Origin of the sequence: Modestobacter sp. Leaf380 (assembly GCF_001424485.1) — a bacterium.
GTDB lineage: Bacteria > Actinomycetota > Actinomycetes > Mycobacteriales > Geodermatophilaceae > Klenkia.
Genome location: NZ_LMQC01000021.1, coordinates 1 through 23,549, shown reverse-complemented (window position 1 = coordinate 23,549; position 23,549 = coordinate 1). Strand labels below are relative to the sequence as shown.

The following is a 23,549-nucleotide window of genomic DNA, read 5'->3' as shown; positions in this document are numbered from 1 at the left end:
CTGCTAGGGCTGTGGTGGCGAACGCCGGGAGGGGTCGTCGGTGCCGGACCAGTGCCGGGAACAGCGGGACTCCGACAACTAGCGCCGACAGCCACAGTGGGTCCGGGCCAGGGTCTGCGGCAAGGAACAGGGCACCGAATGCCCCTACCGCGGCCACCGGGATAACGTCACGTGCGACGGCGGAGGCACCTCGCAGTGCACGGCCCTGGCGGACTAGGTCCAACCACCCGCTGAGATCCAGATCCTGGGTCCAGCGTCGCTTGGCGTCGTCCGGCGCAAGGTGCTCAGGCCTCCGTTGCCGCTCATTGCTGGCAATCATGAGGTCACCTTGCCGGTGGAGAGCCATCTGATGGGTCGTTGGCGCACGTCGACAGGTTGGCAGAGCCGACGGCCTCCCTAGATCGGGTGGCTGGGTGGCTGGGCCAGGTTGCGAGCAGCCACCCGGCCCAGCCCTGGTGCGTGTCGAGGCTCGAGGGGAGGACCACTGCCCCGGCGGTGACGATGTCGAGCTCGGATGTCTTGCTCACAGGGCTCCCTCCATCACGTGTGATGGTGGGGCTGTGGTCCTCATCCGCTGAAGCATCAGCAGAACCCCGGATGTCCGGGGACTGGGGCTAGGCGTCGCGGCGGGAGGTGGCTACAGCCGCGGCGACCAGAGCCAGGAGGACCCACATCAGAAAGACGACCAACCCGGTCACCGGGGCCAGGTCACCCTCACCGGGCACCAGAGACTGTGCGGCCTGGCCGGCCTGGGCGGGAAGCCAGCGGACAACGTCGGGACCCCAGCTCGAGGGCAGCAGCTGACCGAGCCCAGGCAGCAGGAACACCAGCCCAAACAACGCGGCAACTGCGCCGGCGGTGGAGCGCAGCAGCCAGCCCAGCGCCTGCCCGATCAGACCCAGCCCAGCCAGGTACACGGTGGTGGCGACCAGGACCCGGACGACACCGTCGTCAGTCAGGGACAACGCTGCCCCCCCGAGCGCTGCCTGCCCCAGGATGAAGGCGGTCAGCACCGAAACACCGCCGGTGATCAGCACCACGAATGCGAGGACAGCAACTTTGGTTAGCAGGGTGGGCCAGCGGCGCGGGTCAGCGGAGAACGTCGGCCCGATGCTGCCGTGGCTGTACTCCCCGGTCACCTCCAGCACGCCCAGCACCCCGAACGCGATCCAAGCGATCTGCGCACCGGCCAGGCTCAACGCGACCCCGCTGACGGCACCCAGCGGGGCGTCCCCGCTGGAGCTGGCCGCTGCGGCCACGGCGGCGAACAACCAGCCCAAACCGACGGTCGCCACGATCACGGCCACCAACGTCACCCATGTTGACCGCAGAGAGGAGAACTTGATCCACTCCGCTCTCATCAGGCCACCTCTAGAGGCGGTGCGGGGCGGCTGACCCAGTTGGTTTCGAACGGCCGGAGCGGGGCTGTGGGTGGTGCTCATCGGGGGTCCTCCTGCGCGTCGGCGCGGTAATCGCGCTCGTTTCGGGTCAACTTCATGAAGGCCGCCTCCAGCGATGGCTCAACCACGGTCAGCTCGTGCAGCGGTACGCCGGCAGCGGCGGCCCGGTCGCCGATCTCGGCAGCACCCAGTCCACGGACATGAACCTCGCCGACCTGGTGGGAGGACCAGATGGTGTCCGGGCCCTCGATGAGCGGGATGAGTTCCGGCAGGCGCGGGCTGCGCAGTCGCACGTAGGTCTCGCCGGACGCGGCGATGAAGTCCGCCATTGGGGTGTCGGCCAGCAGCCGGCCGCGGCCGATCACCAGCAGGTGCGTAGCGGTCAGGGACATCTCACTCATCAGGTGTGAGGACACCAGCACCGTGCGGCCCTCCGCGGCCAAGCGACGGGTCAGTGTGCGGATCCACAGCACACCGTCGGGGTCCAGGCCGTTGACCGGTTCGTCAAGGATGACTACGCCCGGGTCACCGAGCAACGCGCTTGCGACTCCCAGCCTCTGGGTCATCCCCAGGGAAAAGCCGCCAGCTGGCTTGTCGGCCACCCCGGTGATGCCCGCCAGCTCCAGCACCTCGTCTACCCGCCTGGTTGGGACACCCCCGGCGGCGGCGAGCGCCCGTAGGTGAGCCCGGGCGGTCCGCTTGGGGTGCACCGACCGGGGGTTCAGCAGCGCACCGACTTCCCGCAGCGGGGCACGCAGCGCACGATAGGAGTGCCCGTTGACCGTCGCCTGCCCGGACGTGGGCCGATCCAGACCCAGCACCATCCGCATCGTCGTGGACTTCCCCGCCCCATTCGGCCCCAGGAACCCGGTCACATGCCCCGGCCGAATGACCGCCGTCAGATTCGACACCACGGTCTTGTCGCCGTACTTCTTGGACAACGCGCTCAGCTCGATCACCACTTCAGCATCGGCGACCGAACAACGGACGCCATCGGCCATACGGGCTGTTCAGCGCGTGCTGGCTAGTCCTTGAGGACTACGACGAAGTAGTGGACCAGCCCCGCGTCGCGCCTGAGCTGAGAGATGATCTAGTCGGCTAGATGGGCGTTGAGGGCGGTTGCCACGAGTTCACTGCGGGAGCAGGCGCCGTGCTGGGTGGCCAGGTCGTCGAGGGGGTCGATGCTGGTCTCGGTGAGCTTGATGGACACCTTCCGACGACCTCCGGGGCGAACCTGGGTGGCGACCCGCTCGCCGGCGAACAGGCCTTCGGCGCGGTTTCGGGTCGCTGGGCAGCGAGTTGGTCTGCGGTCGCCTCGACGGCGTCCAGCGCCAGTTCCTCGTAGGTGACACCCCGCTGGCGGGCGGTGTCCCGGAGACGGTCGGCGGTGCTGTTGGGCAGCTGCAGGATGACCAGCCACGGCACCGGCGATGCGGTGCTGGTGGTCGGGCGGGGTGTTCGAGCGCGGGGCGGCTGGCCGGCTGCTGCTCAGGCGCCGTCGCCTCCGCTCCCCCACTGCTGTCGTCCTGGGACTCGCGAGCCTTGGGTGTGTTCAGCGAGGTCGGTGCTGCCGCGCGGATGGCAATTCATCATTCTGGCCGGACGCAGAACTCGTCGTCAGATGACGCTCACCGGCGCATCGTTGGTACTCATATTGATCCGAAAGCGGGCGTCGCCAGTCGCGCTGCGCACCTTCGTCGGAACTGCTGATCGAGTTTTGATCGCTTTAATCCCATACGCTGATGATTGTTCATTCCCCGCCTCCCAGGGGAACAGATGGAGGACGTCCACCGATTTTGTGCCAGTGCTCTGCCTCGGACGTCGTCCATGTTGCCGACGGGCGAGGTTCCCCTAACCCGCGCTGTGAACAGGGCGTTTCGCCCACGTTGCGTCTGCTCGACAACGACCTGACCGCGGTGATCGCCGTCGGTGCGGTTGCTCGACCCGGGTTCCTCCGTGGCCGGGTCGCCATTGCTCCTCCGGCAATACTCGTCCCTTGCAAACGCAAGAATGTGATCAGCAGTACTCGGCCATTGAGCGGTAGCGTCCGCGACCAACCTGCTGGGAATTGCGCGATCGAGCGCTCTTCGTCTGCTCACGCGCCATGCAGGGACGTCACACACCTCGATGACTGACTCGGGGTCGATCAGGAGGACTGGACATGGCAGCGGACATCACGGGTAGCCCCGGCGCGGGAGCCTCGACGGAGCGCTCGGAGGGGCGACAGACCCTCAAGGGCAACATGGGTGTGGGCGAACTCGTCATGAGCGTCCTCGCCTTCTCGGCCCCCCTGACCACTGTGGCCGGATTCATCCCCGTCCTCCTGCTGTTCAGCAGCACCACCGGCCCGGCCATCTACCTGCTCGCCACCGTCCTCCTGGTCCTGTTCTCCATCGGCTTCATCCAGATGGGTCGCCGGGTGGAGAACCCCGGTGGGTTCTACTCCTTCGTGACCGCTGGTTTGGGCAAGTCCGCCGGACTGGGTGGAGCGTTCCTGGCCACCTTCGGCTACGCCGCGACCGGCTTCTTCGCCCCTGCTCTCTTCGCCGTCACGCTGCAGAGCTACATCGTCGACCTCGGGGGCCCCACCATCCCCTGGTACTGGCTGGCCCTGGCCATCGTCGCCCTGGTGACTGCCCTGGCCTATCGGCGCATCGATCTCTCGGCGCGGGTTCTGACGGTGGTGATGTTGCTCGAGGTCATCGTCGTGATCATCTTCAATGTGGCGTCGTTCGCCAGCGGGAACGGGGCCGACTCAGGCGGGGCCGTGCTGTCTCTGCCGTGGGTAACCGACCCGAACATCGGGCTGGCGCTGCTCTTCGTGTTGAGCAACTTCTTCGGCTTCGAGGCCACGGTGATCTACCGCGAGGAGGTCAAGGACCCCCGGCGCACCATCCCCCGAGCCACGATGATCGCGGTGAGCAGCATCGGCGTCTTCTACGCCGTCGCCGCGTGGGCCTACATCGCCTTCTTCGGGGCCAACGACGTCCAGGGGGCCGCCGAGGCCGACACGGCCGGCATCTTCAACAGCGCCCTCACCACCATGATCGGCAAGACGGCGGTCGACATCATCACGGTGCTGTTCCTTACCTCGATCATGGCTTCGATGCTTTCGATCCAGAACGTGGCATCGCGCTACCTGTACTCGCTCGGGACCGACGGCGTGCTCCCCGCCAAGTTGGGCCGGGTTCACCCCCGGCACGGCTCACCGTTCGTGTCCGCAAGTGTCATCGGCATCCTGTACGCCGTTCTGATCGCGATCTTCGCGCTGGCCGGCACCTCGCCTGACCTGCTGTACGCCAAGGCCAGCGGCGTGGGCACCTTTGCGGTGCTTCTCCTGCTGGTGGCGACCAGCATCGCGGTGTTCGTCTACTTCCGCCGCAACGGCCGCGAGGACGCGTCTGTGTGGTCCACGGTCATCGCCCCGCTGCTGGCCGCGGTCGGCCTTGCTGTCATCGCCTACCTGGCGATCGTCAACTATTCCGACCTGATCGGGGACACCGGTGCCCTGACCACGACCTTCCTGGTGTTCACCTTCGCGCTGTTCATCGGCGGAGTCGTGCTGGCCCGGGTCCTGCGGACCCGCCGTCCCGACGTGTACCAGCGCATCGGTCGCGAGTCCCTGTGACCTGACTGCCCGCCGACCGGAGGGCAGTCAGGTCACATGTAGCAGAACCACGGCGGCGGGTGCCCGGCTTCGGGCCCTCGCCGCCGTTCACGTCGAGGGGAGCAGAACAATGACCGTCGCAAGACGCACCGGGCAGCTCGTCACCGGAGAGGTCGCCGCGTTCGTCCGCGACCTCACCTTGTCCGACGTGCCCGAGCTTGCCGTGCACCGGGCCCGTCAAGCTGTCGCCGACCTCGTCGGCGTAGCTCTGGCCGGACGCCGTCAACAGGTGGGGAAACTCATCGTCGACCACGTGCTGGAACAGGGCGCGCGACCGGTCGCGGGAATCCTCGGCGGCGGCGGCACCTCACGTGAATCCGCGGCCCTCGCGAACGGCGTGTGCGCCCACGCGATGGACTTCGATGACACGAACCACCCGCTGTACGGGCACCCCAGCTGCTCCATCGTGCCGGCGGTGCTCGCGATCGGCGAACCGTCGGGAGCCGACGTCGAACTGGCGCTCACCGCCTACGTCGTCGGCTTCGAGCTCGACGCCGCTCTCGGGGGTGCCCTTGAACTCAGCGAGGGGTTCCACTCCACCGGGGTCATCGGCACGATCGGCGCGGCGGCCGCCGCGGCTCGCATCCACGGTCTGGACGACCGGGGCATACGGCACGCACTCGGGATTGCGGCCTCGCGTGCCGCCGGGTTGCGTACCAATTTCGGCACCATGACCAAGCCCCTGAACGCCGGCGCTGCCGCCGCGTCCGCCGTCCAGGCGACCCTTCTGGCCGCCCGCGGTTTCGACGCGAACGACGCGGCGCTGGAAAGCCCCATCGGCTTCGCGGCGGCGTTCACAGGTGGGGTCTCCGACCTGGCCGCCACCACGTCGCGGCTGGGCAGCGACTGGTCTCTGATGGCGCCGTATGGGCTGGCCATCAAGCCCTTCCCCTCGTGCGGCGCCACCCACACCGGCATCGACGCCGCCGTGGCCGTCCGCGAACTGGTCGATGAGGACATTGCTCGAATCAGGGTGGGCATCAGTGGGCAGGCGCCGCGCCTGCTGATCTACGCCGACCCGCAGACCGGGAACGAGGCGCGCTTCAGCGCCACCTACACGGTGGCGGCCGCCCTGGTTCGTGGCGCGCTGGGGATCGCCGACTTCACCGACGCCGCCGTAACCGACCCCGCCGTGCGGACCTTGATGTCCCGGGTCGAGGTGCACGTCGACGATCGTCTGCGGGACCAGCCGCAGTTCCCGACAGCGGTGGAGGTCACCACCGTCTCGGGACGTCGCGTGGAGGTGGTCGCTGATGTGGCACGCGGGAAGAACGCCAACCCGATGACCGAGGCCGAGCTTGCGGCAAAATTCGCCGACTGCGCTGGGCCGGACGCTGCGACCGGGCTGTGGGCTGCGATTCGCCACGCCCCGCTGGGCACCCCGGTCGCCGAGCTCGTAGCCGCCACGGCCCTGCGCGGCGACGCGCGGCAACCCCGCTGACGAGCCGGCCGCTATCACCTGCCACCGACGGACTCCCGCCTGGTCCTGCAGTCCCGGCACCGACGTCGGCGGGGTTCGTTCATCGTGGCGCACGATCTGCACAGCCACGGCCAGTCCGAGGACGGGTCCCGGTCCGCCGCCACGCCTCGCCCCGCCGACATGGGGGCGACCCGGGTGAGCGCCGGGGCCAGCGCCGTGGAGACCAAGATGAACGCGAGCGGCACCAACATGGCGGCCCGCAACCCACTGTCTTCCCCGACCAGCCCCAGCACCGGAGGTCCGACGAGGAACGCGGTGAAGCCGACCGTGGACACCGCCGCGACCCGTGCGGCGAAGTCGGGCCCGGTACGGCCTGCGGCCGACAGCACGACTGGGAAGCCGAGCGCCGACCCCAGCCCCCAGAGCACTACCGCGCCCACGACGATCGCGTCCTGGTCGACGAGCACGACGAGCGCTACGCCCGTCGCAGCGGTCAGCCCGCTGAGCACCAAGGCGCGGGCTGGCCCCACCCGGTTCACGACCCATCCACCGCCGAAGCGCCCCGTGGCCATGGCGGCGGCGAAGATGACGTAGACGCCTGAGCCCCAGGCATCGGGGAAGCCGTGGCCGTCGATGACCAGCAACGGCAGCCAGTCGTTCGCCGCTCCCTCGGCCAGGGCGACCCCGACGACGCAGATGCAGACGACGAGCAACCGACGATCCCGCCAGCGCCGGACCCCGGATGCCCTCCGCTGCTCGACCTGGGCACCCGCTGGCCGTCGGCCGGACTCCGCGGACACCCAGTCGATCACCGCCACCGCTCCGGCCACGCCGACAACCGCCAGTCCGAGCGCGTGCCAGACCATCGGGAGGCCTAGCGCCGCCGCCCCGAGGCCGATGACCGCTCCGACCACGGTGCCGAGGCTGAACCACCCGTGCAGTACCGGGAGGAACGGTCGGCCGCTCAGGTGCTCGATGGCCGCACCTTCCACGTTCATCGCTACGTCTCCGCCACCTATCCCGGCACCGAGCACGGCGAGGCCCGCCGTGACAACTACTGCCGACCCCAGCCCGGTACCTACCCCGACCAGCACAAGCCCGGCCAGCACCGCCGCGGTGCCCCCCGCAATGATCCGGCGTGCACCGAACCGGGCGACGAGGCGGCCGGAGGCGAGGATCCCGGCCATGGAGCCCCCCGACAGGCCCGCCAGCACCCAGCCCATCTCCCCGGTGGAGGCATCCAGGGCGTCCCGGACGGTGGGGGTGCGAACCACCCACGTGGCCATTGCCACGCCGGGCAGGAAGTACAGGGCTGATACCGCCGCCCGCCGGCGAAGGACGTCGGCGCCCCCGAAACTCGAGCTCACGGCCGTCGCAGGACGCCCTCGGCCCGGGCGGCGGCGGCGACCGCGGTGGCCACGGCCGCGGCGACGCGACGGTCCAGCGGCGAGGGCACGATGTAGTCGGGCCGGACCTCGTCGCCCACGACGTCGGCGATCGCGGTGGCCGCGGCCAGCTTCATGCCCTCGGTGATCGCGGTGGCCCCGGCGTCGATGGCGCCGCGGAAGACGCCCGGGAAGGCCAGCACGTTGTTGATCTGGTTGGCCAGGTCGCTGCGCCCGGTGGCGACCACCGCGGCGTACTTGGCGGCCATCTGCGGGTCGACCTCGGGCGTGGGGTTGGCCAGGGAGAACACGATGCAGCCCGGGGCCATGGCCGCGATCGCCTCCTCGGCCACCGAACCACCCGACAGCCCGAGGTAGACGTCGGCGCCCGCGAGGGCCTCGACCATCGTGCCGGACCGACCACTGGGGTTGGTGTGCTCGACCAGCCACTGCTTGGTGCCGGTGAGGCCCTCGCGGCCGGCGTGCAGCAGGCCGCGCGAGTCGGCGACGGCGATCTCGCCGACGCCGGCCTCGAGCAGGATCTTGGTGCAGGCCACCCCGGCCGCGCCGGCGCCGGAGACCACGACCCGCAGGTCCGACAGCTGCCGGCCGGTCACCTTCGCGGCGTTGCGCAGCGCGGCCAGGACGACGATCGCCGTGCCGTGCTGGTCGTCGTGCATGACCGGGATGGACAGCTGCTCCTTGAGCCGGGCCTCGACCTCGAAGCACCGCGGCGCGCTGATGTCCTCGAGGTTGATCCCGCCGAAGGACGGCGCGATGGCCAGGACGGTGGCCACGATCTGGTCGACGTCGGTGGTGGACAGCACGATCGGCACGCTGTCCAGGTCGGCGAACTCGCGGAACAGGCAGGCCTTGCCCTCCATCACCGGCAGGGCGGCAGCGGGGCCGATGTCACCGAGGCCGAGCACCGCCGTCCCGTCGGAGACCACCGCGACCACCCGGGGCGCCCAGGTGAAGCGCCGGGCCAGCTCGGGCTCCGCGGCGATGGCGCTGGACACCCGGGCCACCCCCGGCGTGTAGGTGAGCGCGAGGTCGGCGATCGACGTGATCGGGGCCTTGGTGCGCACCGAGAGCTTGCCGCCCTCGTGCACCGCAAAGGCGGGGTCGTCGGCGAAGCGGTCGGCAGGGCGCCGAGCGTCCAGTGTCGAACGGGGCATGGGTCTCTCCTGGAGAGATGGGGCCGGAGCCACAAACGGAACGTGCAGGTGCCGCCGATAATGGGCCCGGCTGTGAACCGCTCTCGGCAAGAGCGGGAGTTCGCGGGTGGGGGTTCGCTACCCGACCTGCTCGTGGGCGATTGGGCCCCAGGTGGCGGTCAGAGCCAGCATGGCGCGGCTCAATTCATCAGCCCGTCGCACATGGGTGGCGAGCTGGAGGGGGTCAGTCACCGTTCCGCACCAGCGGGTCGCCCCTTCCAGCAGGGTCATGACCACCGCTAGCCCGTGGTCGGCTTCGGTGTAGCCCATCTCGACCGCAGCAGCCAGACAGACCTGCTCGTAGTGGCCGACCAACTCATCGGCCTCGCGGCTGACCTCCGGTGGTAGCAGCCCGACCATGCGGTCGGTGGCGATGAGCAGGTCCCACAGGTTGCTTTCCGGCAGTTGCAACTGCCTGCTGACGTGCACGCGCACTAGCGCGGTCCACGCGTCATCAGGGGTGGCGACCTGGGCCAGCTCGGTCAGGACGGCGTCCCCGAACTTGTGGAAATGCCAGCGCATCGACTCCGAGACGATCTCATCTCGTCCCTGGGGGAAGTGCGCGTAGAGGCTGGGGGCCTTGATGCGCAGCTCGCTGGCGATCATCCGCATGGTGACGCCGTTAAAGCCCTTCACCAGGGCCAGCTGAAGGTAGACCTCCAGGATCCGACGGCGGGAGTCGGTCTGCGTCGACCAGTCGTACTGCTGCAGTCGAGCCCGGAAGTGCTGGAGTGCTTGCCTCAGAGAGGGAGTGGCCACACGCACCCCTCCGATTCGGTCAGGCCGGCGCACCACGTGCAGGGCGACTTGGGGAGGCATCCGGACATCGGTGGCGGAGCCGGCAGTGCCGTCGTACATCATGGCGAAAGCCGTCCTGTTCAAGGATACTGACTGGCTGGGAGAAGTAGCCGCCGGCCGGTTGTCCCGGACGGCGCAGTGACGACCCGGGTGATGCGCCTTCCTCAGGCGACTCGGTCGATGAGAGGCTGACCGGTCAGCACGAGGCGACAACGGTCGATGACGCCCTGCTGGACGGCCTCAACCGCACGGTTCGAGCGCCAAGCCATGTGCGGGGTCAAGATCGCGTTGGGTGCCTGCCGCAGCGGGTTGTCCGCAGAGACAGGCTCGGTGGCAAAGGTGTCCAGAGCGGCGCCGGCGATCTGTCCTGCGGTCAAGGCTGCCGCGAGGGCCTCTTCGTCCACCAGGCCCCCTCGCGAGACGTTGACCAGAACCGCACCCGGTCGCATCCGCTGGAGCACGTCGGCGGAGATCATGTTGCGGGTCTGGTCGGACAGGGGGACGTGCAGGGAGACAACGTCAGAAGTCACCAGCGCGTCCTCCAGCGGGACCACGGCATAGCTGCGGTCGGATTCGATGAAGGGGTCGTGCACCTTGACCGTCGCGCCCAAGGCGGAGTACCAGTCAGCCACCTGACGACCGATGCGGCCCAAGCCGATGATGCCGACGTCGAGATCGGTGAATCGAGGCGCGTCGTAGGCGATCTTCCCGACCCATGCCCCACCGGCGATGGCCGCAGATCCGGCGGGGACCCGACGAACCAGCGACAGCCCCAGCGCCAGCGCGTGCGAGGCAACTTCCTCTGTCGACCCGTCCGGGACGATGGACACCGGGATGCCCGCGGTCGCTGCTGCCGCTACGTCGATGTTGTCGTAGCCGATGCCGTAGCGAACCACCGCCAGGCAACGCTTCATCGCCGCGAAGTCCTCGGGCTCCACCCTGGCATAAGGAGTGACCAAGACCAACGCGGCCTCCGACATGCCGGCGCGAAACGCGGTCTTGTCCTCAGCGGCGACCAGCTCGAGCCCGAATTCCTCGGCGAGCGCAACCTCCCGTTCCAGGTGTGGGAACTGGTGGGGAGCCACCAGGAGCGTCCCCCCGGTCACGGTCGAACCACTGCCTAGTGCGGTCTCAAAATTCATGACTCGTCCTTCTGCCCAGGTGTCGGAAATCGTCGGTCACCGTCACGGCGGGACCGATGAATTCCGACGCTACCGAGCGAGAACAGCGATACCTCGGGCCAATCCGTCTCTTTCCGGAATGGCGTCACTGTGGTGCTGATCGAGGATCAGTTGGGGTTCGGTGGTCCGCTCCTCCGCGCCTGGTGGGGCAACGGCGCCGGCACCTCCACACGGTTCCCTAACTAACACTTGTTCGGGTAGAGTGTGCCGGCAGTCACCTCTGAGAGGGTCCTCATGGACGTCCGTCATCTGCAGGCATACCTTGCTGTGGCCGAGCATCTGCACTTCGGTCGAGCCGCCGACCAGCTCTACATGGCCCAGGCGCCGCTCAGCCGAACCATCAGCGGCTTGGAGAACGAGCTCGGCGACCGCCTCTTCGATCGCAACACCCGCTCGGTCGCTCTGACCCCGCTGGGCCGGGCCCTGCTGGAGCCAGCCCGCGAAGCGGTCGCGGCGTTGCGCCGGGTCGCTGAAACCGCCGAGAGCGTCCGGCGAGGCGAAACCGGTGTGGCGCGGGTGGAGTTCTCCGGTGTGGCAGCCCATCGGGTCCTGGCGGCGCTGGCCCGTCACATGCGCGACCGACACCCGCAGGTGAGGCTCGAGCTGACCAGCCAAGTCATCTCCAGGCCGGCGCTGGCCAACATCGTCGAAGGGCGCACTGACATCGCCCTGGGCCGGTTCGACCAGCTTCCGCCCGGCATCGCCGGCGAGGTGGTCATGCCCGACAGCCTGGTCTTGGCCTTGCCCGCAACCCATCGACTTGCCGGTGAACCCGCCCTGCGCTTCGCGCGGGTCGCCCGGGAGCCGTTCGTCTCGCTGCCCTACGCGACAGGCTCCATCACCACGGACCGGTTATGGCGCCTCGGCTTCTCCGCCGGGGCTGCGGTGGACAACGTGCAGTTCGCCCCCGATACGGCCTCCTGTATCGCACTGGTCGGGGCCGGCGTGGGCTGCCACCTGGCACTGGCCTCCGCTGCCGAACGGCACGAAGGGCCCGATGTCACCTTCGTCCCCCTGGCGCCGGCCGATGTCGCACCCTTGCCCGACGTCCACCTACGAGTCATCTGGCGGCGGACCGGACTGACCCCGGCGGTTCAGGTGGCGCTGGATGAGATCCGTCGACAGGTGGACACCGGACCGGGCGAAACCACCCACCTGTAATTGTTGCTCCAGCAGGAACAGTTTAGTGGACGGATCGCATGAATATCCCCTAGATCACACTGCCGAAATCTGCCTAACATGCGTTAGGACCACGCTGGCGAACGAATCGTTGGCCACGCTTGTCAGGGCGGGGAGAAACACTTTTTCTACCGTCACCCAAAAAGGTGGGAGATTTCTGTGAACGACACGCTGACCGAGGTGGACGCACTTGTCGTGGGAGCTGGGATGGGGGGGCTCACCGCCCTCCGCAGACTGACTGCCGACCTCGGGCTGGATGCCGTGCTCATCGATAGGGCACCAGCCGTCGGCGGCACCTGGTACGCCAACCGCTACCCCGGGGCGTTGTCTGACACTCAGAGCTACATGTACCAGCTCCCGTTCGAACGCGAGCTCTTCGATGCCACCAACCCCGGCTGGACCACCCGCTACGTGCCCGGCCCGGATATCCAGAAGTACCTCGAGGACGCCGTCGACCTGTGGGGTCTGCGCGCCCGCCTCCGGCTTGAGACCTCGCTGCTGAGCGCGGTCTTCGACGAGGAGAACAGCACCTGGGTGGTCCAGACGGACAAGGGCGTCTACCGCGCCCGGTTCCTGGTCACCGCTCTGGGGCTGCTGTCGAACAAGAACGTGCCCGACTTCCCTGGAATTGGGGACTTCGCCGGACGCGTCGTGCACACCAGCGACTGGCCGGCCGACCTCGAGCTGGCCGGCAAGCGCGTCGGGGTCATCGGCAACGGCTCCACCGGCGTACAGCTGATGACCGAGCTGGCCAAGGTCGTGGGCCACCTGACCTCCTTCCAGCGCACCGCGCAGTACACCGTCCCGGCCGGCAACCGCGCCTGGACGCCGGAAGAGATGGCCTCGTTCAAGACCGACATCGAGGACCGTTGGTCGGAGTTCACCACCAGCAAGATCGGGTTCGGCGTCGACGAGACCACCCGCAAGACCTTCGACGTCTCCGACGAGGAGCGCGAGGCGATCTATGAGTGGGCCTGGCAAAAGGGCGGGAACTACACCTTCACCGCCGAGACCTTCGCCGACATGACCAGCGACCGGGCCGCGAACGCGGCGGCCGCGGACTTCATCCACCGCAAGATCGCCTCGATCGTCAAGGACCCCGACACGGCCCGCAAGCTCACCCCGACCGAGATCTTCGCCCGCCGCCCGATCTGCGACTCGGGCTACTTCGAGATCTTCAACCAGCCCAACGTGGACCTGGTCTTCACGCGAGAGAACCCCATCGAGACCTTCGTCGCCGAGGGCGTCCGCACGGCCGACGGCGAGCTACACGAGCTGGACGTGCTGGTGATGGCCACCGGGTTCGACGCCGTGGACGGCAGCTACCGCGGCGTAGACATCCGCGGCCGAAACAGCGAGGCCCTGGCCGACCACTGGGCCGACGGGCCCCGCAGCCATCTGGGCGTCACCGTCGCCGGCTTCCCGAACATGTTCATGGTCCTGGGCCCCAACGGCCCATTCGTGAACAACCCGGTCGCCATCGGCGTGCAGGGCCGGTGGATCGCCCGGGCGATCGCCTCGGTGAAGGACGAGCCCGGCGCCACTATCGAGCTGCGGCCCGAGGACGAGGACGCTTGGCTCACCACCTGCCTCGAGGCGCTGGAGGGCTCCCTGTTCCTGGAGACCGAGTCCTGGATCTTCGGCGCGAACATCCCGGGCAAGCGCAAGCCCAAGACGGCCAACTTCTACGTCGGCGGCCTGGACAAATACCTGGAGATCTCCGACCAGGAGTCCACCCAAGGCTTTCCCAGCTACCGCACCTCCGCCCCTGCCGCGCACTGATTCCCCAACACCGATCCCCCGGAGGTCACCGATGCCCACCTTCCAGACGATCAGCCCACTGACCGGCGACCCGATCGCCGAGCACGAACTCATGACCGCCGACCAGGTCGACGCCGCTCTGGCTCGCGCCACCCAGGCCTACACGACCTGGGGCGAGACATCCCTCGCCGACCGCGGCAAGGTGCTGACCCGCATCGCGCAGCTGCACCGTGAGCGCAAGAGCGAGCTCGCCCGCCTCGTGGCCACCGAGATGGGCAAACCACTGGCCCAGGCCGAGGGCGAAGTGGAGCTGTCGGCCACCATCTTTGACTACTACGCCCAGCAGGGTCCGACGCTGCTGGCCGACGAGGAGCTCGACATCGCCGGCGGCGGTCGAGCCCTGGTCCGCACCAGCGCCATCGGCCCGCTGCTCGGGGTCATGCCGTGGAACTTCCCGCTGTACCAGGTGGCTCGGTTCGTGGCCCCCAGCTTGATCCTGGGCAATCCGGTGCTGCTCAAGCACGCCCGCTCTTGCGTGCAGACCAGCCTCGCGCTGGCGCAGATCGCCGCCGACGCGGGCGCACCGGAAGGCCTCTACGAGAACCTGGTCATCCCGGCCGGGCAGGTCAACGACATTATCGCCGACGACCGTGTCCACGGGGTGTCGTTGACCGGTTCGGAGGAAGCTGGGCGGGCCGTCGCCGAGCAGGCCGGCCGGCACCTGAAGAAGGTCGTCCTGGAGCTGGGCGGGTCCGACCCCTACTTGGTGTTGGCCGATGCCGACCTGGAGACCGCGGTGACCGCCGCGGACGCCAACCGCTTCGCCAACGCCGGCCAGTCCTGCACCTCGGCCAAGCGGATCATCGTGCACACCGACGTGTGGGACGAGTTCCTGGCCGCCTTCCTGGAGCGCGCCGGCAAGTGGACCACCGGGGACCCGGTCGACCCCACCACCAAGATGGGCCCGATGGCGTCGGAGTCCGGCCGCCGCGAGGTCGCCGAGCAGGTCGAGGACGCCGTCGCCCACGGCGCGACGCTGCACCTGGGCGGGGTCGTCCCCGAGGGCCCCGGCGCCTTCTACCCCGCCACCGTGCTGACCGGGGTCACCCCGCAGATGCGGGCCTACGCCGAGGAGATCTTCGGGCCGGTCGCCGTCCTCTACCGCGTCGACTCCGTGTCCGAGGCTGTCGAGCTGGCCAACGACTCCCGCTTCGGCTTGGGCTCTGCGGTGTTCACCCGCGACCTCGAGCTCGGCGACCAGGTCGCGAGCCGCCTCGAGGCAGGCATGGTCGGCATCAACGGCCCCACCCGCAGCCTGCCCAACATGCCCTTCGGCGGCGTCAAGGCCTCGGGCATGGGTCGCGAGCTGGGGCGCTTCGGGCTCGACGAGTTCGCGAACAAGAAGCTGGTGCGTTTCCTGTGATTGCCCACCAGCCCGCCGTGCACCACGACCTGCGGGGGATCCGATGAAGCTGGTCAGCTACGCCCGCGGCGCCAACGCCCACCAGGCCGGAATCTTGGTCGAGGACTCGGTGTACGACCTCGCCCGACTCCTGCGCGGCACCACCTACGGCGTGGACGACGCGACCGCGCTGACGGTGCGCACCGTTCTGGACAGGTTCGGTGACCAGCTGCCCGAGCTGAGCGCCGCAGTCGACCAGCAGTTGGCTGCCGGCTCGCCCACGGCTGTGGGCTCCGTCGACGAGGTGCACCTCGGTCCGCCCGTCACCGACCCGGCCAAGGTGCTGTGCATCGGGTTGAACTACGCCGACCACGTCGGGGAGACCGGACGAGCGCTGCCCACGCACCCCGACGTCTTCGCCAAGTTCGCCAGCACCCTGATCGGACCTGCCGACGACATCGCCTGCTCCAGCGTGTCGGACAAGTTGGACTTCGAGGGCGAGGTCGGCGTGGTCATCGGCCGGCGGTGTCGTCGGGTCACCGAGGAGCAGGCGCTGGACCATGTGGCCGGGTTGACCGTCGTGAACGACCTGACGGCCCGGGATCTGCAGTACAACGGCACCCAGTGGCTGCCCGGCAAGGCCGTGGACGGCTCGACTCCCTGCGGACCTGCCCTGGTCACCCTCGATGAGGTCGGCGATGTGCAGAACCTGCAGGTATCCACCTGGGTCGACGGCGAGCAGATGCAGTCCTCGACCACGGCTCGGATGATCTTCTCCGTCGCAGCGATCGTGTCCTACGTGTCCCAGTTCCTCGAGCTGTCCCCCGGCGACATCATCGCCACCGGCACCCCCGAGGGCATCGGATCCAAGCGCACACCGCCCCGGTGGTTGGCCCCCGGCAGCACCGTGGAGGTCCGCGTGCAACACGTGGGCTCCGTGCGCAACACCGTCCGCTGACCCACTGATCCCTGCGGTCACGTGCCAGTGCGCCGAACTCGTGGCACGTGACCGCAGGCCCCGACAACACTGATCTGGAAGGAGACACCACTCGATGACCGCATGCCGTCCCGATCAAGGGTCGACCGCTTCCCGGCGAACCCCGGCGCACCGGGTGGCCGTCGTCGGATGCGGACCTTCCGGTTGCTTCACCGCCCTGGCGCTGCGCAAGAAGCAGCCCGACGTCGAAGTGGTCGTCTTCGACTCCCTGCCGACCCCGTATGGACTGATCCGGTACGGAATCGCACCCGATCACCAGGGCGCCAAGGGTGTCCACCGGCAGTTCGACAGGCTGTTCGGGCAGCCCGACGTCCACTTCGCCGGCAACGTCCGTATCCACGACGACGGCCCCCTCAGCTGGAACGACCTCACCGAGACCTTCGACGCGGTGGTCGTGGCCACCGGGCTGCCGGCCGATCGACCTCTGGGTGTGCCCCAAGATCCGGGGGCAACCGTCCTCGGTTCCGGCGCTCTGCTGCGGTTGATCAACTCCGACCCAGACGTCCCTGCACGCAGGACCGGCATTCCCGACCTCGGTCAGCACATCGCCATCGTGGGCACCGGGAACGTGGCCGCCGATCTGGCCCGCCTGCTCACCAAGTCTGCAGCAGAGCTCTCCGGGTCCGACATCAACGACGACGCGCGGGACGGCCTCGTCCGGCGAGGTGTACGCACCATCCACATCCTCGGCCGCAGCACCCCCGACCAGGCCAGGTGGGACCCCTCGATGGTCAAGGAGCTGGCCCACGTCTCCGCCGTCGACCTGCGTGTCGACGGCGTGCCCCACCCTGACGGGGCCGTCGCCCGGGGTGCCGACCTGCCCGAGGACGCCGTCGTCATCGATATCCGCTTCCGTCAACGCCTGCGCCGCATCGAGTCCGCAGATGGCCTTGCTGTGGTGGTCACCAGCACCGATGAGGAGACCGAGCACAACCTGACCGTCGACACTGTCGTCTCGGCCATCGGTTTCGACCTGGCACCCGAGCACCCCGTCGTGCCCAGCATGGATGCCGACCACATGTTCTCCGTAGGTGGATGCATGAGCGGGCGACTGGGAAACCTCGCCGAGAACCGCAAGCTGGCCATCGCCACCGCCCTTGCCGTCTCCGAGTACCTGGAGACGGTGCCACCGGCGACCCGTCCGGGTCTCGGTGGACTGGGTGATCGACTGCCGACCGATCGGACCTCGTTCACCGACTGGCAGTCCATCGACCGGGCTGAGGTCGAACGTGCGGCCCCTGATCGGTGTCGCACGAAGTTCACCAGCCGGGACGAGCTCCTTGTCGCCGCCGGAATCGGCGATCTGGTCCGCCCGACCACCGACAGCCCAGCAACCCACCCGAGGAGCAACCGATGAGCATCGTCCACATCTACTACGGCACCGAGTCAGGCAACGCCGAGATGGTCGCCGATGACGTCGCCGAGGTCCTGCAGGGCCAGGGCCTGCAGACCGTCATCGTCGAGATGGCCGACATCGACATCGCCGACCTGGCTGACATTGAGCGGGCTGTGTTCATCACCTCGACCTACGGGGAGGGCGACCTGCCCGAGACCACCGCCCCTTTCCATGACCAGCTGGTCGAGCAGCGGCCCGACCTCAGCGGCTTGTCGTTCGGGGCTTTCGGTTTGGGTGACAGCGTCTACGAGACCTACAACAACGGCATCGACACCCTGCGGTCGACCCTCGTCGAGCTCGGGGCGCGTCAGCTGGGTGAGACCGCCAAGCACGACGCCGCGTCCGGCGAGCCGGCCACCGATCTCGCCCAGGAGTGGGCAACCACGCTGCTCGGCGTCTCAGCCTGAGACTCCGCTCTCCCGCTTCAACCTCTGCTCCTACTCCCGAAGGATTGCCATGACCGTCTCGCCCCCGACCGAGGACCTGTTTCCCTGGAACGACGAGGCGTTCCGGGCCGACCCGCACCCTTGGTACGACCGGGCCCGCCAGATCGCCCCGGTGCACCGCACAGGCGACGGGACCTTCGTGGTGCTCGGCCACGGGGACACCATGCACGCCGCGCGGTTGCCGGTCATGAGCATCGTGGAGCCGGGGTGGGCGGAGAGTCACCCGTGGCAGATCTTCAACAGCACGGTGCTGTCCTTGGACCCCCCGCTGCACACCCGGATGCGGCGGCTGACCAACCGTTGGCTGTCCCCCAAGAGCGCGGCCAAGTGGTCGGCGACGACCAGCGAGCTGACCGCTGCCTTCCTCGACGCACTTGAGCCTGGCCAGGTCGTCGACGCCCACTTCGACATCGGGGTCAGCCCGACCCACATCACGATGTGCCGAATGCTGGACATGCCCGAAGGCGACGTCGAGCGGATCTTCTGGGCGCTGTGGGATGCCATGCTCATCAACGCCACCGCGCCCGGCCACGAGATCGCCGCCACCAGCCAGGCCGGGCTGGACTACCTGTTCGCCGAGACCGAACAGCACCTACGTGCTAAGCAGGCCGAGCCGGGCGTCGGGCTGGCTGATGACCTGCTTGCAGCGCACGCCCGAGGTGAGCTGACCTGGCGGGAGGTCCTCGAGACCACGGTCATCCTCTACATGTCCGGCGGGCCGAATCCCGCCTACCTCATCGGTTCGGCGATCAAGCTGTTCGCCGAGCGTCCGGACATCATGCAGGTCTACCGCGATGAACCTGCCAGCCGGGAGAACATCGTCAACGAGGTCGCTCGCCTGAACCCCGTCGAACTGATCATCACCCGCTTCCCGACCGAGGACATCGACATCCACGGTGTCGCGGTACCCGCGGGCTCCTGCGTCAAGTTCCCCATCGGCGCAGCAAACCGTGACCCTGCGGTGTTCAGTGCTCCGCACGAATTCGACCACACCCGCTCCCCGGACGAGAGCCGCAACCTCACCTTCGGACTGGGCGTGCACTCCTGCGCCGGGCAGATGCTGGCCCGGGCCGAGGTCGACGCCGTGCTGACCGAGGTCGCCAAGCGATACTCCGGTATCGAGCTGGTCAGTTCCCCGACGGAGGTCCGGACCGACCGTCTCGTGGCCTTCGAGCACATGCCGGTCCGGTTGCTGCCCTGACATCCCCGTCTGGCTCACCGGCAGTGCTTCAAGCATCGTCGGTGAGCCAGACGTCTGGCTTGGGGATGACGTTGCATCGATCGATACCGGCGGCTGACGGGCACTTTGATGAAGCGTCCGAGGCATCAATCTCACCGCCCACCCTTGCCCAACTTCGTCGGGTGGCCGGCTTTACTGCAGCAGGTCTCGCGACCGAACTGGGAGTGTCCCGTTCAACAATTGCCCACTGGGAAGCCGGCACACATAGCCCGGCGCCGTCCTACCAAACCCACTTGGCCCGCCTGCTAAAAACCGCTCCTGGCTGTCTTACCGAGGCACTGGTAGGCCATCCCCCAGCCGCGCGGATGCGGTCGTGCTCCCTGATCTAGCGGCGCTGACAGCGCGTACGAAGCTACCGGGCGCCCACGTCTCCCAGGCCTTGGGTGTTTCGCGCTCCACGTGGTCCCACTGGGAACGCGGGATCACACCGATCCCACGTCATCACCTGCCGGCCATCGCTCATGTACTTGGCGTGGCCGTCCCTGAGCTGATCACCTCGGGATCAGCGACGCCTAGCTGTACTGCTCGGTGACGTTGGTGCACCGGGTGATGGGTGGGAGGTTGCCCAGGGCGGTGTGGGGCCGGTGGTGGTTGTAGTGGTGCAGCCAGCCTGACAGAGCTGGGGACTGCTGCACGACTACGGAACCGGCTGCAGCTCGTTGGCCTACCTCCACCGCCTGCCCGTGGACGAGGTCAAGTTCGACCGAGCACTCATCACCGGCATCAACAGCGACCCAGCCGCCGTCGCCATCGTTCGACACAGCATCCGACTGGCCCACGAGCTGGGATGCGACAGCCCCCAGGGCTACCTCACCGGACGCCCGCAACCGATCGACGAATGGTTCCGCCTGGCCCGCAAGCCCGCTCCCCTGTTCCCGACCTCGGCGACCTCGCCCCTCCTCCGAGGCCGCTGACGCCGCCGGCATGTGGCTCCACGACCTGGTCGACGCAGTGGGCATCTGACGTGACGACGCCGCGCACAACCCCGCTCTGCCCCGACTCACTCGCTCGGCCCGGGACCGCGGTGGACACACCTTCGGCGCGGCATGTCGATCCACGGGCTGTGGGCCTCCCTGCCCGCCGTAGCGAAGGCATCCCCTGGCGCGCCACGGTCGTCCTCGTGATCAGCGCACTCCTCCGACTGCACGAGGGCGCGTCGTCCCTGCTGGCTCCGCGAGCAGATGTCGTGATCTGGGTCCCGCACAGTGCCACCCGGTGCACGAGCTGGGAGATCAAGCCTTCGGTCGGTGGACAGTGCGGGCCGGGGCGGAGGAGAGTCCCCCACGCCCACCCCAGGTCCTGGGGTGGGCGACCAGCGGGGGGGCTCAGTTCAGCCAGTCCGGCAACAGCCGGGTCGCGGAGCTGCTGGGCGGAGAGGCAGCCATGTGTGCTCCCGTGCAGGATCCCGCGGCGCAGATGAAGCCCGTCGCGAGCATCCTGCCCGGCGAGCGCCTGCACGACGATGGGGGCTGCTGGGTGGTGCTGAGCGTGCCCGGGCGGCCCCTGCTGACTGTCGGCGGGCAGATCGACTCCTTCACCAGCTACCCGCTGGCACGAGCCCTGGACAACGTGTGGCGCACTGCGCCGGCCTCGGTGGCCATCGACCTGTCCCGGGTGTCGTTCTGTGGCGCCTGCGGCCTGCGGTTGCTCGTGCAGACCAGCCACACCGCCAGCCGGCACGCCATCCCGCTGACCCTGCACGCACCGCGGCCGCACCTGGCACGCCTCCTGGACCTCGTTGGCCTTGCAGGGCACGTCGTTGACGTGCCTGCCCGTGACGGCGGCGTCGGCCAGCAGCGGGCGTTCGGCCGCCGGCCAGCGGCCTGATCCAGGCGGCTGGCCTGCCGGACCTGCCCACGTCGCGATCGGGGCAGGTCATGGGCCGTCCGGCTTGAGCACGGTCGCCCAGACCATCTTGCGGTCCCGTTCGTAGTGCACGCCGTGGCTGGCGGTGAGGTCGGTGATCACGTACAGGCCGTAGCCGCCGGCACCAGCCGGCCGGTTCACGGCGGGCACGGGCACCAGGTCCGGCGCTGCATCGGTGACCACGACCGTCCAGCGGCCGGGCTCGTCCCCGATGTGCAAGTCCGAGGGGGGGCGTCCGTGTCGAAGGGCATTCGACGTCATCTCATCGATCACCAGCACCGCGCTGTCGACAGCGTCGTCGACGACACCATCGCCCAGCGCTGGGGGCAACGAGGTCCGCAGGAACTCCCCGACCTGGCGGCGCACACTGCTCAGCCCGCGCAGCGAACGGAGCTGGAGGACCAGCCGTGCTGGGTCGGCCGGTGGGGGCGGTGCATCACGCTGCCATGAGGCGGCCAGATGCAGGTGACCCTCGGAGGAGCCAGCAGGGGCATCCCCCGCACCCTCCTGCCTCACCAGTACCTCCACCGCACCACGCCTGGCCACTCTGTTGGACCCCTCGTTGCGCGAGGATGCAGTTCGCCACGATCCCGGCCCGGGCACCCGAGATCCCACATCGCTCGGTGCAACGGCAGCGCCTACAGACCGGTCGACTGCCCCCGCATCCGGGCCACGACCTGCTCGGCGACCTCGCGCAGCTTGGTGTTGGTGTCCTGGGACTCCTTGGACAAGATCGCGAACGCCTCCTCGGCGCTGCAGCCGTGTACGGCCATCAGGATGCCCTTGGCCTGCTCGATGCCGGCGCGGGTCTGCAGCGCGGCCTGCAGGTTGGTGACTTCGCTGCGGGCGGTCTCCAGGTCGTGCATGTTCGCGATCGCCGCGGCCACCTGCCCGGCCACGTGCCGGGCCCCGGCCACGGCCAGCGGCTCGAAGGCCCCCGCCGTGGMGGCGTACAGGTTCAAGGCGGCCTGGGCGTCGCCGGCGATCGGGATGGGCACCGACAGCGTGGACCCCACCCCCTGCCGGGCCGCCAGGGCCACGAACTCCGGCCACCGGGTCTCGGTGGCGGTGTCCTCGATGACGACGATNGATGCCCTTGGCCTGCTCGATGCCGGCGCGGGTCTGCAGCGCGGCCTGCAGGTTGGTGACTTCGCTGCGGGCGGTCTCCAGGTCGTGCATGTTCGCGATCGCCGCGGCCACCTGCCCGGCCACGTGCCGGGCCCCGGCCACGGCCAGCGGCTCGAAGGCCCCCGCCGTGGAGGCGTACAGGTTCAAGGCGGCCTGGGCGTCGCCGGCGATCGGGATGGGCACCGACAGCGTGGACCCCACCCCCTGCCGGGCCGCCAGGGCCACGAACTCCGGCCACCGGGTCTCGGTGGCGGTGTCCTCGATGACGACGANGCAGGTCCAGCCAGGTCCGGCCCTCCGGCCACCTGCCCGGCCACGTGCCGGGCCCCGGCCACGGCCAGCGGCTCGAAGGCCCCCGCCGTGGCGGCGTACAGGTTCAAGGCGGCCTGGGCGTCGCCGGCGATCGGGATGGGCACCGACAGCGTGGACCCCACCCCCTGCCGGGCCGCCAGGGCCACGAACTCCGGCCACCGGGTCTCGGTGGCGGTGTCCTCGATGACGACGATGGTGCCGGTGCGGGCGGCCTCCAGGCACGGCCCGTACCCCGTGCCGTGTTGGCACTCATCCAGCTCGAAGGCCAGCAGCCCCGTCCAGGCAGCCGATGCCCGGTGCCCGCCTGAGATCAGCGACACCGACACCTCCTGGGCCACCGACAACGCCCGGTGGGCGTAGCTGGCCGCCCGGTGCAGCACCGAGGCGATCGACTCCGACCCCAGCAGCAGGCGACCCAGGGCATCCAGGCCGGCGACGTCGACCGACCCCAGCTGCGGTGAGGTGATCGGCTGCCCGGCTGCCCGATGCGTCTCGCGGTCCAGCGTGTCCGGATCACCGGACACCGAAGACACCCGGTCATCGGCGGCGCGGTCATCGGCGGTGTCGTCGGCGGGGATGTGACTGCTCATCGGGGTCGCACCGATCCCGGCGTGCTGCCGGGCAGCTACGCCGTGACGGTCACACCCGGCAGGGGTGTGACGTGGGTGCGCCCTTGATTGGACGAGCACCGCCGGAGCGGCCTGACCAGCACCGTAGCCCTCTGGGCCGCGTACGCCGGGTTCGGGTTCACATG

The 23,549-nt window shown here is 69.0% G+C and carries 23 protein-coding genes and 1 pseudogene; 13 read left to right on the top strand and 11 right to left on the bottom strand.

Features of this window, described 5'->3' with window-relative positions:
• Positions 1-614: 614 nt before the first annotated feature.
• The 3 genes from ASG41_RS18050 to ASG41_RS24895 all read right to left on the bottom strand — a co-directional run bounded on the left by ASG41_RS18050 (position 615) and on the right by ASG41_RS24895 (position 2,610).
• On the bottom strand, positions 615-1,307 hold the full coding sequence (locus ASG41_RS18050) for an ABC transporter permease (protein ID WP_157519516.1): 693 nt from the start codon (positions 1,305-1,307) through the stop codon (positions 615-617).
• A gap of 131 nt (positions 1,308-1,438) precedes the next feature.
• The gene (locus tag ASG41_RS18045) at positions 1,439-2,359 is read right to left on the bottom strand and encodes an ATP-binding cassette domain-containing protein (RefSeq protein ID WP_235564900.1); all 921 of its coding nucleotides are present in this window, start codon (positions 2,357-2,359) and stop codon (positions 1,439-1,441) included.
• Positions 2,360-2,490: 131 nt separating this feature from the next.
• Positions 2,491-2,610 (bottom strand): ribbon-helix-helix domain-containing protein, encoded by a 120-nt coding sequence (locus ASG41_RS24895; RefSeq protein ID WP_235564899.1) that lies wholly within the window; start codon positions 2,608-2,610, stop codon positions 2,491-2,493.
• 951 nt (positions 2,611-3,561) lie between these two features.
• Here ASG41_RS24895 and ASG41_RS18040 point away from each other — a divergent pair.
• Together ASG41_RS18040 and ASG41_RS18035 are read left to right on the top strand one after the other, a co-directional pair.
• The gene (locus tag ASG41_RS18040; RefSeq protein WP_056298392.1) at positions 3,562-5,028 is read left to right on the top strand and encodes an APC family permease; all 1,467 of its coding nucleotides are present in this window, start codon (positions 3,562-3,564) and stop codon (positions 5,026-5,028) included.
• A gap of 109 nt (positions 5,029-5,137) precedes the next feature.
• Positions 5,138-6,508 carry an MmgE/PrpD family protein gene (locus ASG41_RS18035; RefSeq protein ID WP_056298389.1) on the top strand — a complete coding sequence of 457 codons (1,371 nt, stop codon included), beginning with the start codon at positions 5,138-5,140 and terminating at the stop codon, positions 6,506-6,508.
• A gap of 14 nt (positions 6,509-6,522) precedes the next feature.
• Here ASG41_RS18035 and ASG41_RS18030 read toward each other — a convergent pair whose 3' ends face one another.
• From ASG41_RS18030 to ASG41_RS18015, 4 genes are all read right to left on the bottom strand, one after another.
• Positions 6,523-7,773 (bottom strand): MFS transporter, encoded by a 1,251-nt coding sequence (locus ASG41_RS18030; RefSeq protein WP_082557122.1) that lies wholly within the window; start codon positions 7,771-7,773, stop codon positions 6,523-6,525.
• A gap of 77 nt (positions 7,774-7,850) precedes the next feature.
• Positions 7,851-9,050, bottom strand: coding sequence for an NADP-dependent malic enzyme (locus ASG41_RS18025; RefSeq protein ID WP_056298387.1), 1,200 nt, complete (start codon positions 9,048-9,050; stop codon positions 7,851-7,853).
• 117 nt (positions 9,051-9,167) lie between these two features.
• A complete protein-coding gene (locus ASG41_RS18020; RefSeq protein WP_056298384.1) occupies positions 9,168-9,950 on the bottom strand; it encodes a TetR/AcrR family transcriptional regulator in 783 nt (260 codons plus the stop codon).
• Between the two features lie 101 nt (positions 9,951-10,051).
• The gene (locus tag ASG41_RS18015) at positions 10,052-11,029 is read right to left on the bottom strand and encodes a C-terminal binding protein (RefSeq protein ID WP_056298382.1); all 978 of its coding nucleotides are present in this window, start codon (positions 11,027-11,029) and stop codon (positions 10,052-10,054) included.
• Between the two features lie 273 nt (positions 11,030-11,302).
• On the opposite strand from ASG41_RS18015, the gene ASG41_RS18010 reads away from it, so the two are divergent.
• The 9 genes from ASG41_RS18010 to ASG41_RS25530 all read left to right on the top strand — a co-directional run bounded on the left by ASG41_RS18010 (position 11,303) and on the right by ASG41_RS25530 (position 20,021).
• Entirely contained in the window at positions 11,303-12,229 is a 927-nt protein-coding gene (locus tag ASG41_RS18010; RefSeq protein ID WP_056299027.1) for a LysR family transcriptional regulator, read from the top strand.
• Positions 12,230-12,406: 177 nt separating this feature from the next.
• Positions 12,407-14,029 carry a flavin-containing monooxygenase gene (locus tag ASG41_RS18005; RefSeq protein WP_369800058.1) on the top strand — a complete coding sequence of 541 codons (1,623 nt, stop codon included), beginning with the start codon at positions 12,407-12,409 and terminating at the stop codon, positions 14,027-14,029.
• Positions 14,030-14,060: 31 nt separating this feature from the next.
• Positions 14,061-15,431 carry an NAD-dependent succinate-semialdehyde dehydrogenase gene (locus tag ASG41_RS18000; RefSeq protein ID WP_056298377.1) on the top strand — a complete coding sequence of 457 codons (1,371 nt, stop codon included), beginning with the start codon at positions 14,061-14,063 and terminating at the stop codon, positions 15,429-15,431.
• Positions 15,432-15,474: 43 nt separating this feature from the next.
• A complete protein-coding gene (locus ASG41_RS17995; protein ID WP_056298375.1) occupies positions 15,475-16,368 on the top strand; it encodes a fumarylacetoacetate hydrolase family protein in 894 nt (297 codons plus the stop codon).
• Positions 16,369-16,522: 154 nt separating this feature from the next.
• Complete coding sequence (locus ASG41_RS17990; RefSeq protein ID WP_056298371.1) at positions 16,523-17,764, top strand: FAD-dependent oxidoreductase; 1,242 nt, start codon at positions 16,523-16,525, stop codon at positions 17,762-17,764.
• Complete coding sequence (locus tag ASG41_RS17985; protein WP_056298368.1) at positions 17,761-18,210, top strand: flavodoxin domain-containing protein; 450 nt, start codon at positions 17,761-17,763, stop codon at positions 18,208-18,210. The genes ASG41_RS17990 and ASG41_RS17985 overlap by 4 nt, the downstream gene beginning before the upstream one ends.
• Positions 18,211-18,259: 49 nt before the next feature.
• Positions 18,260-19,450: a cytochrome P450 gene (locus ASG41_RS17980; RefSeq protein WP_056298365.1), complete on the top strand. Its 1,191-nt coding sequence runs from the start codon at positions 18,260-18,262 to the stop codon at positions 19,448-19,450.
• A gap of 65 nt (positions 19,451-19,515) precedes the next feature.
• A complete protein-coding gene (locus tag ASG41_RS25535; protein ID WP_082557088.1) occupies positions 19,516-19,818 on the top strand; it encodes a helix-turn-helix transcriptional regulator in 303 nt (100 codons plus the stop codon).
• Complete coding sequence (locus ASG41_RS25530) at positions 19,803-20,021, top strand: helix-turn-helix transcriptional regulator (protein WP_162245580.1); 219 nt, start codon at positions 19,803-19,805, stop codon at positions 20,019-20,021. Before ASG41_RS25535 ends, ASG41_RS25530 begins: the two co-directional genes overlap by 16 nt.
• Here ASG41_RS25530 and ASG41_RS23235 read toward each other — a convergent pair.
• A pseudogene (locus tag ASG41_RS23235) lies at positions 20,002-20,106 on the bottom strand (integrase core domain-containing protein); the annotation flags it as partial. The gene ASG41_RS25530 and the pseudogene ASG41_RS23235 overlap by 20 nt on opposite strands.
• A 9-nt stretch (positions 20,107-20,115) precedes the next feature.
• Here ASG41_RS23235 and ASG41_RS17975 point away from each other — a divergent pair.
• Both ASG41_RS17975 and ASG41_RS17970 read left to right on the top strand, forming a co-directional pair.
• Positions 20,116-20,403 (top strand): EAL domain-containing protein, encoded by a 288-nt coding sequence (locus ASG41_RS17975; protein ID WP_082557086.1) that lies wholly within the window; start codon positions 20,116-20,118, stop codon positions 20,401-20,403.
• Between the two features lie 502 nt (positions 20,404-20,905).
• Positions 20,906-21,316: an STAS domain-containing protein gene (locus ASG41_RS17970; RefSeq protein ID WP_235564897.1), complete on the top strand. Its 411-nt coding sequence runs from the start codon at positions 20,906-20,908 to the stop codon at positions 21,314-21,316.
• A 48-nt stretch (positions 21,317-21,364) separates the two neighbouring features.
• Here ASG41_RS17970 and ASG41_RS23765 read toward each other — a convergent pair whose 3' ends face one another.
• The 3 genes from ASG41_RS23765 to ASG41_RS25520 all read right to left on the bottom strand — a co-directional run.
• A complete protein-coding gene (locus ASG41_RS23765; RefSeq protein ID WP_162245578.1) occupies positions 21,365-21,883 on the bottom strand; it encodes an ATP-binding protein in 519 nt (172 codons plus the stop codon).
• 110 nt (positions 21,884-21,993) lie between these two features.
• On the bottom strand, positions 21,994-22,221 hold the full coding sequence (locus ASG41_RS25525) for an ANTAR domain-containing response regulator (protein ID WP_369800062.1): 228 nt from the start codon (positions 22,219-22,221) through the stop codon (positions 21,994-21,996).
• A 535-nt stretch (positions 22,222-22,756) separates the two neighbouring features.
• Positions 22,757-23,385, bottom strand: a 629-nt coding sequence (locus ASG41_RS25520; RefSeq protein ID WP_369800057.1) for a GAF domain-containing protein, incomplete at its 3' end; no start/stop codon positions are given.
• Positions 23,386-23,549 lie beyond the last annotated feature (164 nt).